This window comes from Bradyrhizobium genomosp. I (2014) (assembly GCF_000261685.1).
Taxonomy (GTDB): Bacteria; Pseudomonadota; Alphaproteobacteria; order Rhizobiales; family Xanthobacteraceae; genus Bradyrhizobium.
This window is the reverse complement of the sequence record NZ_AJQE01000432.1, coordinates 1-12071: the sequence shown is the minus strand read 5'-3', so window position 1 is coordinate 12071 and position 12071 is coordinate 1. Positions and strand designations below refer to the sequence as shown.

The window sequence follows — 12071 nt, the reverse complement described above, 5'->3', positions numbered from 1 at the left end:
TTGGCTCAATTGAGTCTGGACCCTAGCCTCTCAGGGGCAGCTGCCCTGGCTGCGGCGCGGAATAATGCTGTGCGCCGGAGAGCGCAGGGGGAGTATTCGTGTCCGAATGGCGGCGGTTCAGATCCGGGACCTACCTCATGTGCTTGTAGTGTCGATAGTAGTGGAAGCGGTGGACTTGTTGAGCCGAGTCTGCAGCGTCACGTGATCGAGCTCGCTTTCCCACCAGGATACGAACACAGCCGCGATGCCATTGCCGATGATGTTGGTGAGGGCGCGCACCTCGCTCATGAACTTGTCGATAGAAAACACGATTGCCATGCCCGGCACCAGAGCTGGGTTTACTACCGATAATGTCGCAGCGAGCGTGATAAAGCCTGCGCCGGTGACGCCGCTTGCTCCCTTCGAAGTTAGCATTGCTACTAGCAGGATCGTGAGCTGCTGGCCAAAGCTGAGATCGACACCGAGTGCCTGGGCAATGAACAATGTTGCAAGTGTCATATAGATATTGGTGCCGTCAAGGTTGAAGGAGTAGCCAGTCGGCACCACCAGCCCGACCACCGGCTTGGAGCAGCCCAGCCGCTCGAGCTTCTCCATCAATTGAGGGAGCGCGCTTTCGGAGGATGAAGTACCGAGCACGATCAGAAGCTCGTCTTTAATATAGATAAGGAACTTGAAGATTGAAAAGCCGACGAGGCGGGCGATCAGACCAAGCACGACTACTACGAATAGGGCAGCAGTCACGTAAAACAGCGCGATCAGACCGATCAGATTGCCGAGTGCTGCGGGCCCGAACTTGCCGACTGTGAAAGCCATGGCGCCGAAGGCGCCGATCGGGGCCGCTTTCATTACAATAGCTATTACCCCGAACACCGCGTGCGCGACGTCGTCAATCATGCCGCGCAGACGCTCGCCACGCTTTCCCAACGCCATCAGCGAGAAGCCAAAAAGGATCGCGAACAGGAGAACCTGCAGAACATCGCCGCGAGCGAAGGCGCCGACCACGCTATCGGGAATGATGTTGAGAATAAAGTCGACGGTTTTCGAGGCTTCCGCCTGCTTGACGTAATTGGCGACCGCCGCAGCATCCGGTTTGACCGCAAGGCCATGGCCAATCCGGACCAGATTGCCCATGGCAAGGCCCAACAGCAAGGCAAAGCTGGAGACGATCTCGAAATAGAACAGCGCCTTGACGCCGACGCACCCGACTTTCTTGGCATCTTGAATATGCGCAATGCCAGACGTGACGGTGCAGAAAATAATGGGCGCGATCACCATCTTGATGAGCTTGATGAACCCATCACCGAGCGCCTTGACCCAGTCGTTTGTGGCGACAGACGGCCATAGGCAGCCAACCATGGCGCCAATTAGGATTGCGATCAGCACCTGGACGTAGAGTATCTTATACCAAGCTTGCGACGCGCGCACAGGCGCCGCGGTTGCCATGGTGGTCATGACGCTTCCTTCCCGAATATACTCGAATGTGTGCCGCGGCTCGGTGAGAGGCGACAGTGTCATACGAGACTAATCATTATAGCCTTGCGCGATTGAAGACGCGTCCGAGAGCCGGCGCGTCTTTCCAAAGGCAGGCGTTTAGTTGCGTTGTCCTTTCTCGCTAAGCAAGATATGCACCAAATCCCAAACTGCGGCGGACTAAAAAGTCGCGGACAATGGCCTCCCTTCGGTGGCATCGGCTTGAGTGCTCTTAGCCGTGTTCGCAAGGTCGAACATTAGGCTGCAGCGTAGCGCGCATTAGCGGAATGCTGGAGTGTTGAGATCGTGCAGCAGTACGTGCAGTTGGTAAAATTGCTATTTTGGATTGAACGCATTTACCGAATGGAAGTCTGGCTAGGAGCTGCGTTGCCCGGGTAGGACCTCTGATGGATGACTGCGTTTTTCCGCAAGCGGCCAATCTCGTCGATGACGCGGCGTTTGTCTCCACGCCTGTGCTGACGATGTGCAAGCTAAGCCGGTCAGGGGAGCGGCCGTCGCTCGCGGCCCCTCGCGCCTTTGCCGCGTCGCCGAACCAGCCTTACGACGAGTTTTCAGCTACTTCGTTTGCGTAGCTGCCGACCGGCAGGCTTCTTGCGATCGGTTCAGCTACCGACCCTGCGAGCACGGGATTTGAGCCGCCGACAAACCAAACAGGCATTTCTCGAGTCGAGTCTGCCGTTTTCGTTGGGCGGCTGTTGCTGTCCGCTTGGAAACAAAGATGCCAGAAACCTGACAAAGCGTTAGGTCCACTCCACGGTGACGTCGGCGTCTACGCAAAGTGCTTTCACATAAGCATAGCGCCGCCGCTGTTCGCACGTGGCACTCGAATTGCTGATGACAAATGAGAAGCTGCCGCCGTCGGGTGGGACGAAGCGGACTTGTCACAGGAGTTGCCGATGAGCCTTGCGATGCTGCTCTTGCTCGCAGAAACGGTGCGCGTAAATTTGGGGGACAGAGCGAGCTGCCGCACGAACAAATGGCTATTCGCACCACATCGCTGGGCAGCCCGACGTGCAGGCAATCACTATCGCGATACGGCGACCTGCGCTCGTTGGCGGGCTGACGCACATGGATTTTGATTCGTCAGAGATCTCGCAATCCATTGCGCTCACGATAGAGCTCGCTAGCGTGACGACCGTGATCCTCCTCGTGATTGGTGTGCCCCTCGCCTGGTGGCTGGCGCGTTCAAAGACTTTTCTGAGCGAGGCTGTCGCTGCGCTAATTGCCCTTCCGCTGGTACTACCCCCAGCGGCTCTCGGCTTTTGCGTACTCGTTCTGCTCGGCCCCGACGGACCCGGCGGCGTTCTCGCCTCTTTCTGGGGCGAGCGCACGCTCGCTCTTACCTTCGTCGGGATCGTGGTCGGATCGGTGCTCTCGGCGCTGCCGTTGGTCGTGCAGCCGATACGTAACGCCTTTCTTGCGGTTGGCGATCACCCGTTGGAAATGACAGGGCGTGTTTCGCCATTGTATGGCTTCGTTGCTATCATCGCACCGCTGGCGCGACTGGAGCTCGTTAAAGCGGCCGTGCTTGGATTTTCTCACACGATAGGCACATTCGGCGTCGTGATGATGATCGGCGGAAATATTCCTGGACGCACCAAGGTGTTGTCGGCCTATGTCGTGGACTACGTCCAAGAGCCGCGCTGGCACGAGGAAGTGTGGTTGCCGCTGGTATGGTGATGTTCGCATTTGCGACAATCTTCACCTTAGCCATCATCGACAGACATTGTACCGGGCGAGGCAACGAATCATCTTAGGTTTGCCAGGGCGATCGCTCTAAACGTCCAGCCTGTCGCCGCGCACAGCCCCGTAGGCGACGAGCCCCTTGGAACCAGGGGCAGATCGGATCAAATCAGACCTAAAGTCAAGCCAACGTGCGCACCACATTCTCAGTCCCTTGCGGGCTCTGTTCCTTGCTCGGCAACCGCGTTGGTACGTGCTGCCTGCATTAGGTTCGATTATGAGCGCTTTAACGCACCGTTGGTCAGCGATCGGCAAGTCTGATTGAGGCCGGGCAATGTGGTGCCCGTCGACTGAACCAATTCTATTCAACAATCGGCATCATGAGTGCCGCCTGCAGGAGCGTAGTTCCCTTCAGCGGTGAACGATCGGCTTGATTTGTTAAAGTGCTCACATCGACGTCGAAAACTGGACACCAATAGCGTAGCAGATCAATGGCCTAGCTTCTGGGACGCTGGCCGGATTCGACAAGCCGAAAATCTTAAAGCGGTGGCTTGTTATCTTTCAGGTGTTTCGCTCTGCTGGCTTGTTTCTTGCCGAACATCACCAATCGTAACGCTGGCGACAACTCGCTTGGAAGGTTTCATGGGTGATGCAACGGAAACCTTCTACGGCGTGATCAGACGACAGGGTATCACGCGTCGCAGTTTCCTTAAATTCTGCAGTTTCACGGCCGCGAGCTTGGGGCTTGGTGCAAGCAGTATTGCGCACGCCCTGGAAACCAAACCGCGAGTGCCCGTCATCTGGCTGCACGGGCTTGAGTGTACCTGCTGCTCGGAAAGCTTTATCCGCTCGGCTCATCCCTTGATCAAGGACGCGCTGCTGTCGATGATTTCGCTCGACTATGACCATATGATCATGGCGGCGGCAGGACACCAGGCTGAGGCCATCCTGGAGGAAACCCGTGCCAGGTACAAAGGCGGATATGTGCTTGCCGTTGAAGGTAACCCGCCCTTGAACGAGGGTGGCATGTTCTGCATTGACGGCGGCAAGCCGTTCGTTGAAAAGCTCACGTCGATGGCGGAAGAGTCCATGGCGATCGTCGCTTGGGGCACGTGTGCGTCCTGGGGATGCGTGCAGGCGGCCAAGCCAAATCCGACTCGCGCGGTGCCGATCGATAAGTTAATCACCAACAGGCCCTTCATCAAGGTGCCCGGGGGCCCGCCGATCGCAGAGGTCATGAGCGGCCTCGTGACTTTCATTACCACGTTCGGAAAGCTTCCAAAGCTTGATCACCAAGGGCGTCCAAGTATGTTTTATTCCGAGCGCATTCACGATAAGTGCTACCGGCGGTCCCATTTCGACGCTGGTCAATTCGTCGAAGAGTGGGACGACACCAACGCACGCAAGGGCTATTGCTTGTACAAGTTGGGCTGCAAGGGACCAACCACCTACAATGCCTGTTCGGCCCTTCGGTGGAACGGCGGCGTTTCATTTCCCATTCAATCCGGCCACGGCTGTCTCGGCTGCTCCGAAGATGGCTTCTGGGATAAAGGGTCATTTTACGACCGACTCACGACCATCAAGCAGTTCGGCATCGAGCAGAACGCCGACGAGATCGGCATGGCCGCTGCCGGCGTGGTGGGGCTAGCGGTCGCTGCCCACGCGGCGGTCACCGCCGCGAAGCGGTTGAGGCACCGGCCGGATCGCCCTGCCCACAAAGGCAAGCCGAGTTGAGGAGGTAACGACGGTGGCCGTCCAGACGCCGAATGGGTTCAATCTCGATCGTTCCGGCAAGCGAATCGTTATCGATCCGCTGACTCGCATCGAAGGCCACCTGCGCATCGAAGCTAATCTCGATTCCGACAATGTGATCCGCAATGCAGTCTCAAGCGGGACGATTTGGCGTGGCATCGAAGTCATCCTGCGTGGGCGCGATCCGCGCGACGCATGGGCGTTCACCGAGCGGATTTGCGGGGTCTGCACCGGTACCCATGCGCTCACCTCCGTGCGCGCGGTTGAAAATGCACTAGGAATTACGATTCCGGAGAATGCAAATTCGATCCGCAACATCATGCAGCTGTGCCTGCTCGTGCATGATCACCTCGTACATTTCTATCACCTCCATTCGTTGGATTGGGTCGACGTGGTCTCCGCCCTCAAGGACGATCCCAAGTCGACCTCTACACTGGCGCAATCTATCTCGCCCTGGCCGCTGTCATCCCCTGGCTATTTCAAGGATCTACAGATCCGGCTCGGCAAATTCTTCGGATCAGGGCAACTCGGTCCGTTCAAGAATGGCTATTGGGGGCATCCGGCCTACAAACTGCCACCGGAAGCGAACCTGATAGCGGTAGCTCATTATCTTGAAGCACTCGACTTCCAGAAGGAGATCGTCAAAACCCAAGCGATTTATGGCGGCAAGAACCCGCATCCAAATTGGCTGGTGGGCGGCGTGCCGTGCGCGATCAACATCGACGGAATCGGAGCGGTGGGCGCAATCGGCATGGAGCGACTGAACATTATATCCTCCATCATCGACCGTTCGATCGAGTTTGTCGAGCAGGTCTATCTGCCCGACATTGCCGCGATCTTTTCGTACTATAAGGACTGGCTCCACGGCGGCGGTCTTTCGAGCAAAAGCGTGATGTCCTATGGCGATATCCCCGAAAAGGCCAATGACTGTTCCGGCGAGAGTTTCAAGCTGCCGCGCGGGGTCATTCTTGATGGCAATCTCAAGGAGATATTGCCGATCGACCATGGTGATCCCGAACAGATCCAGGAATTCGTCGCGCATTCATGGTATAAATACCCCGGCCATTGCTGCGGACTGCTTCCCTGGGATGGTATCACCGAGCCGAGTTTTGAACTTGGGCCAAAACTCAAAGGCAGCAAGACAGCTATTAAAGAACTCGACGAAGGCGGCAAATATTCCTGGATCAAAGCGCCGCGATGGCGCGGCCGCGCCGTGGAGGTTGGGCCGTTGGCCCGATACATTATCGGTTATGCGCAAGGCAAAGCCGAGTTCAAGGAGCCCGCCGAGAGACTGCTCAAGGGGCTCAATCTTCCCGTGACTGCGCTGTTCTCGACCCTTGGCCGTACTGCGGCGCGGGCGCTCGAATGCCAATGGGCGGCGCATCAGATGCGCCATTTCCAGGATAAGCTGGTAATCAACATCAAGGCGGGCAACACGGCAACTGCCGATATCAGCAGGTGGAGGCCGGAAACCTGGCGCAAGGAAGCCAAAGGCTACGGGTTCACTGAGGCGCCTCGCGGTGCGCTCGGGCACTGGATTACGATCAAGGACGCTAAGATTGACAACTATCAATGTGTCGTGCCGACGACATGGAACGGATCTCCTCGCGATTCAAGCGGCAATATTGGCGCTTTTGAAGCTTCGCTGATCGGCACTCCGATGGCCGATCCGCAGCGCCCGTTGGAGATTTTGCGCACCATCCACTCCTTTGATCCGTGCTTGGCTTGCTCGACGCACGTGATGAGTCATGAGGGTCAAGAAATGGCCTCAATTAGAGTTCGTTAGGCCCATGCGGAACAGGGCTCAGAAGTTTCTTGCCGCCGCCGATGCGGCACTGGCTGGTCGCAGCATCCGTGGGGGCACCGCCCACATTTATGCGCTGGTGCGACTCTGGCATTGGGCTAATGCAGCCGCGATTCTGGTACTGAGTTTAACAGGCTATCTTATTGGAACCGGGACACCGGCGATATGGGGAATGGCAAGCGGCGGTTTTCTATTCGGCTATATCCGCTTTGCTCATTTCTCGGCGGGATATGTACTCAGCGCCGGCTTTCTTCTGCGTATCTACTGGGCCTTGATGGGAAACGCGCACGCCATGCAGATCTTTTGCGTGCCGCTTTGGCGCCGGTGCTTTTGGCGGGAGTTGCACCACGAGATTCGCCGGTATTCGTTCCTTGCGGTTGAGCCTGAAAGGGGCCTCGGGCACAACCGCCTTGCTCAGCTAGCAATGTTCTTCATGTTTACGCAGACGATCACGTTCATGGTCGTCACCGGCTTTGCACTTTACGGGCAAGGTGCCGGTACTGACAGCTGGCAGTACAAGGTGTTCGGCTGGGTGTTTTCACTCTGGCCGAACAGCCAGGACTTTCACACCTGGCATCATCTCGGCCTGTGGGTGATCGTGATGTTCGCGCTGGTCCACATCTACGCGGTGCTCTGGGACGACGTCGTGTCGCGCCGCAGCTTCCCTTCTATCAAGTAGGTGAGCATTGGTTTGGCGATTGACTGGGAAGCGGATGCTCAATTCAACAGAGAAAAAGCGGATTTTGGTGCTCGGCATTGGCAATATTCTGTGGGCCGATGAGGGATTCGGTGTGCGTGCGGTCGAGGAGTTTCATCGTAGCTACGCGGTCGATGATACGTCACCGTTCTCGATGGCGGCACCCAGGGGCTCTACCTCGTTAGTTTTCTTGAGGGGGCCGACTGCCTGATCGTGTTCGACGCCATCGACTATGGATTGCTGCCCGGGCAGTTGGAGCTTGTACGAGATGACGAAGTGCCAAAATTCACGGGGGCCAAGAAGGTGAGCCTGCATCAGATGGGCTTCCAGGAGGTCTTGAGCGCGGCCGATTTGCTTGGCCGCCGCCCGCGAGAGCTCGCTCTTATCGGCTGCCAGCCGATGGGTCTGGAGAATTGGGGCGGTCCGCTGACCGCGCCGGTGCGCTTTCAGATTCCCCCCGCGATTAGACTGGCCTGTAAGCTCCTAGAGCAGTGGGACTCGCCGGCAAAACCGCGGAGTGCGCCGCTGCCTGCATCAGAACGGCTGTTGGCGAACAATATTGACCATGCGAATTATGAAATGAAAGGCAGAGCCGATCTAGCGGCCTGCGGCTGATTATGTGCCTTGGCTTGCCAATGACGATTGTCGAGACCGACGGTGTCACCGCGTTATGCGAGTATGGCAATGAGCAGCGGCGCATCTCCGTCGTGCTGCTCGCTGATGTACGGGCCGGCGCCAAGGTGCTCGTTCATATCGACAGCGCAGTGCGGCTCCTGGACGAAAACGAAGCAAGGCTGATCTGCAAAGCACTTGACGGGCTTGAGGCCAGCCTCAACGGTCAGAGCTGCGATCGCTTCTTTGCGGACTTGATCGGTCACGAGCCGCAATTGCCGGAGCACCTACGCTAGCGCTTCCGCTCCCTTGCACCGGCTGGGGTTCATAGACCGGATTCCAGTCGCAGGACCATCGGCTTGGACAACGTCAGGCGCTACGCCGTTGGGTCGAACGCGACTCGCGCACCTAGAGATGATTGGCATGCGCCTTGCTAACCGCCATGCTGGCAGAACCGATCATGATCAGAGAGGAGTGTGATGAAGTTGCAGCCGGCTCAGCATGCTCTGACACGGCCCGCTCCGTCCGACGACGTGGAGGGCGTTAGCGCCGATGCGCGCCTGGTCGCGCACGTTCCCAGGAAGGCGACCTTGATGCCGCTGCCGGCGGCTGATCCCCTACATATTCTGCGGATCAGTGAAGCACCCTCGCGCGGCCCTGGTGGCACACTGACCGGCCGGCCCGGCCAGCGTAGACTGTCGACGCCGCGCCTATCCCCGAGGAACAATATACTCTGCCTGATCGGCAAGAGACCGGATCGTTTGCTCACGATCAACCGCATCTCCTCACCGATCCTTTGGGCACTCGCCGGCAGCACCGGCGCCGTCAAGTGCAATACCCCTCGACACAGACAATGGAACATCGCATCGTGAAAGCAGCGATCCCCGTTGTATCTGGCGGCGCCGGCCGCGCGGCGAGCGGCTTTACCACAGGTTCTGGAACTCTCGATGTATTCTATCGCGGCGCGACAAGTGCGCTTGTCAATCGCGTTTGGCGGGTTTGCGACGAACGTGCAAGGAAGTATCCGAACGCTGCCCTGCTAATGTCAAATGTCGCTGCTGCTGTTGGGGGTCAGAGAAGCGGTGATCCGACACAATTGTACGGACTCGCAAATTTCAGCGATGCCGAGCGCAAGCTGATTGACGAATTGCTCGGGGAAGGCGAGGTGACCGGGTGGTTGCGTTGCCGGACGGCAGTTTGGCACAAATCCGGGAGTCCGTGCATGCCGGAATCTGGCGCGTGCGCATCGGAACCGAACCGGCGCACGAATATGTCGAGGTTGGAGCGATTCCGCAGATTGTCCGGCGTGCCGCAACTGACCTGACATCAACCGAACTTCTGATTGACACGCCGCCGGATGGCGCGATGAACGTTCAACCGGTGCTGGCCGAAATACGCGAGCGGGCCAGCGTCTGGCAATTTTGCATGAATGCGCATGTCATCAATCTGACGTTACTGCCAATGAGCGTTGTCGACTTGACATTCCTGCAGCAAAGCTTGGGCAACGGACCCGTCCAACTCATGTTGCGGGGCTACGGTGCCTGCAGAGTGCAGGCGACCGGGACTAGGAATGTTTGGTCCGTGCAGTTCTTCAATTCTACGGACAACATCATCCTTGATACGGTGGAGGTCGGGGGCGTGCCGATTGTTGCGTTGGCTGCCGACGAGGATTTCCAGGACTCTGCCGGACGCGTGCAGGAAATTCTCGAGGCGTACTTCACATGATGCGCTCGGGCACTCGACATCAGTTGCGTTCCCACAGACGGCGCCTTCGGATGGATCATAGCTTGCGCGGGGGGAGGGGGCAGCATTGCGCATGAACCTCACTGCAAGCAACAAAATCCATGTCCGCGTATTGCTAGCTGCCGACGTAGTCGCCTCGGTCGAGATCCAGCCGCGAGTCCGGCCGCCGCTGGGTCGGATATTCGCCGGAAAGCAGGCCTCGTCACTGCTCAACGCAGTGCCGCGGCTCTTCGCGTTATGTGCCGCTGCGCAGCAAACCGCACTGTTGACCGCGATCGAAACGGCGCGCGACGAAGTGATCACCCTCGCAAAAAAAACAGCATCGTATTGCGCTGATCGTTACCGAGCGCATCATGGATTTGGCACGGGGCCTATTTGCCGGACATCTCACGCTAGAGGTCGCCAGTGCGGCAGCAATCCGCTCCCTGATGTCGGAATTGTCAGCGCTTGTTCGCTCCGCCCAGCGAGCCTCGTGCCCCCCCTCAACGGGAAGCAACAGCGCGGATCGCGGCGGCGCTGGCCGCGCTGGGCGTACCGAATGAGGGACGCGCGCTCAGGTCCGGCAGCCCACTGTCGCTTCGCGTCGCGGCGCTTCATGAGGCCGGCTTGAAGTCGGCTCCGGCAGCATACTCGTTCCTGTCCGCTGCTGACGACTTCAACATCGCGAAGCGATTGCTCGGGGGTGATTCGACGTTTTGCGATTGTCCGGATCTGGAAGGACATGTGCCCGAGACGGGTCCTTGGGCGCGCCAAATGACCCGGGATCGGTTCTTGCTGAGACCCTTCGGTGCGGCCGAGCGGCTGATGGCCAGAATAGTTGAAATCGTCCGGGCTATGTGCCTGGCTTGAGGCCGGCGCTCAGCCGGATACCGCAGAGCATGGGATTATCGAAAGATATAAGCTTGGGCCCGGTCGTGCAGCGGCCGCGGTCGAATGCGCCAGGGGACGTCTCTACCACGCTGTTGAGCTTGACGCTCACGGCCGGATATCTCGCTTCGAATTCCTGGCGCCGACGGAGTGGAATTTCCATAAGCGCGGACCGCTTGTACGGAACCTGCAGGGCGCCGTGCTGACAGCTCCGCGGCGCTGTGATGCAGTCCACGCGGTGATTGCGTCGCTGGATCCGTGCGTCGGGTTCACTCTCAATTTTCGTGAATTTCACGATGCATGAAATGGCCATTTGCATGGGGATCATTCAGATCGTCGAGGAGAAGGTACGGGAGCGATCCTCTTCGCGGGTGCGGAGCGTCTGTTTGGAATTGGGAACGCTGAGTCATGCCGCGCCTGAAGCGATCAGGTTCTGCTTTGCTGTCGCTGCAATGCGGACCGTTGCCGAAGGCGCCGCGCTTAATATCGTTGAACTACCGGGCGTTGCCTGGTGCATGAGCTGTTCGAAGAGCGTTGAAATTGCACGCCGGGGTGATTGCTGTCCTTGCTGCGGCAGTTATCAGTTGCAGGTAACCGCGGGCGAACAGATGCGCGTGAAAGCGCTGGAGATCGATTGATGTGTACCGTTTGCGGCTGCACGGAAGGTACACCGACGACCAAACACTCGAGGACAAATGATGCGAAGAGCCACGAGCGATACAATGACCATGTGCGGGACTCTTGCGATGGCCATTCTCCTCTTCGCCGGCCGGCCCACCATCAGGCACATGGCATACAGCCGCTTCCGAGCGGCGGCGCCGGCTCGGCTGATTCAAGGGTCGGGGGCATGAGCGGAAAGCAGGTCATCGAGATCGAGCGCGATATCCTGGGCAAGAATAATGGGATTGCGGCGGTCAACCGGGCCCTCTTCCTTGCCGATGACGTTCTCGTGTTTAATCTTTTATCCAGTCCCGGTGCAGGTAAAACGACGCTGCTGGTCCGTGCCGCGTCCGAGCTCAAGCGCAGCCGCCCGGTCGGTGTCATCGAAGCGACCAGCAGACCTCGAACGACGCTGAACGTATTCAGGCTGTCGGCGTGCCAGCCGTTCAAATCAATACCGGCAAGAATTGTCATCTCGATGCTGCAATGATCGGCGGAGCTTATCGCCGCTTGCCCCTGCTTTCAGGCGGCATTCTCTTCATCGAGAACGTCGGTAATCTGATCTGTCCCGCTGCCTTCGATCTTGGCGAGGCCTGCAAGATCGTGGTGTTCTCGATTACGGAAGGTGAAGACAAGCCCCTCAAATGTCCTGATATGTTTGCTGCTTCATCCCTCGTGGTGATCAACAAGATCGATCTGGCGCCGCTGCTTGAATTCGATTTGGAAAAGACCATCGAGAGAGCTGGCCTCGCAAATTCGGAC

10 protein-coding genes and 2 pseudogenes are annotated in these 12071 nt (G+C 58.2%); 11 read left to right on the top strand and 1 reads right to left on the bottom strand.

What is annotated here, in order from left to right; all coding sequences use genetic code 11:
• Positions 1-135: 135 nt before the first annotated feature.
• Positions 136-1452: a C4-dicarboxylate transporter DctA gene (gene dctA, locus IC50_RS37210; RefSeq protein WP_011084529.1), complete on the bottom strand. Its 1317-nt coding sequence runs from the start codon at positions 1450-1452 to the stop codon at positions 136-138.
• A gap of 1107 nt (positions 1453-2559) precedes the next feature.
• Between dctA and IC50_RS37205 the strand changes: the two genes are divergently transcribed.
• From IC50_RS37205 to hypB, 11 genes and pseudogenes are all read left to right on the top strand, one after another.
• The gene (locus IC50_RS37205; RefSeq protein WP_011084530.1) at positions 2560-3171 is read left to right on the top strand and encodes a molybdate ABC transporter permease subunit; all 612 of its coding nucleotides are present in this window, start codon (positions 2560-2562) and stop codon (positions 3169-3171) included.
• A 645-nt stretch (positions 3172-3816) separates the two neighbouring features.
• On the top strand, positions 3817-4908 hold the full coding sequence (locus IC50_RS37200) for a hydrogenase small subunit (protein WP_011084531.1): 1092 nt from the start codon (positions 3817-3819) through the stop codon (positions 4906-4908).
• 13 nt (positions 4909-4921) lie between these two features.
• Positions 4922-6712, top strand: a complete 1791-nt coding sequence (locus IC50_RS37195) for a nickel-dependent hydrogenase large subunit (protein ID WP_035716643.1) — start codon at positions 4922-4924, stop codon at positions 6710-6712.
• Complete coding sequence (cybH, locus tag IC50_RS37190; RefSeq protein ID WP_011084533.1) at positions 6675-7409, top strand: Ni/Fe-hydrogenase, b-type cytochrome subunit; 735 nt, start codon at positions 6675-6677, stop codon at positions 7407-7409. The genes IC50_RS37195 and cybH overlap by 38 nt, the downstream gene beginning before the upstream one ends.
• Positions 7410-7443: 34 nt before the next feature.
• Positions 7444-8042: pseudogene (locus tag IC50_RS37180) on the top strand (HyaD/HybD family hydrogenase maturation endopeptidase).
• Positions 8043-8044: 2 nt separating this feature from the next.
• Positions 8045-8335, top strand: coding sequence for a HypC/HybG/HupF family hydrogenase formation chaperone (locus IC50_RS37175; protein WP_011084536.1), 291 nt, complete (start codon positions 8045-8047; stop codon positions 8333-8335).
• A 572-nt stretch (positions 8336-8907) separates the two neighbouring features.
• A pseudogene (locus IC50_RS44120) lies at positions 8908-9764 on the top strand (hydrogenase expression/formation protein).
• A gap of 835 nt (positions 9765-10599) precedes the next feature.
• Entirely contained in the window at positions 10600-10953 is a 354-nt protein-coding gene (locus IC50_RS43610; protein ID WP_014497978.1) for a nickel-dependent hydrogenase large subunit, read from the top strand.
• Positions 10946-11287 (top strand): hydrogenase maturation nickel metallochaperone HypA, encoded by a 342-nt coding sequence (hypA, locus tag IC50_RS37155; RefSeq protein ID WP_011084541.1) that lies wholly within the window; start codon positions 10946-10948, stop codon positions 11285-11287. The genes IC50_RS43610 and hypA overlap by 8 nt, the downstream gene beginning before the upstream one ends.
• Before the next feature lie 209 nt (positions 11288-11496).
• Positions 11497-11799 carry a hypothetical protein gene (locus IC50_RS43605; protein WP_014497976.1) on the top strand — a complete coding sequence of 101 codons (303 nt, stop codon included), beginning with the start codon at positions 11497-11499 and terminating at the stop codon, positions 11797-11799.
• Positions 11745-12071 (top strand): hydrogenase nickel incorporation protein HypB (gene hypB / locus IC50_RS43600; protein ID WP_244429721.1); only part of this gene is annotated, 327 nt, incomplete at its 3' end. The genes IC50_RS43605 and hypB, both read left to right, overlap by 55 nt.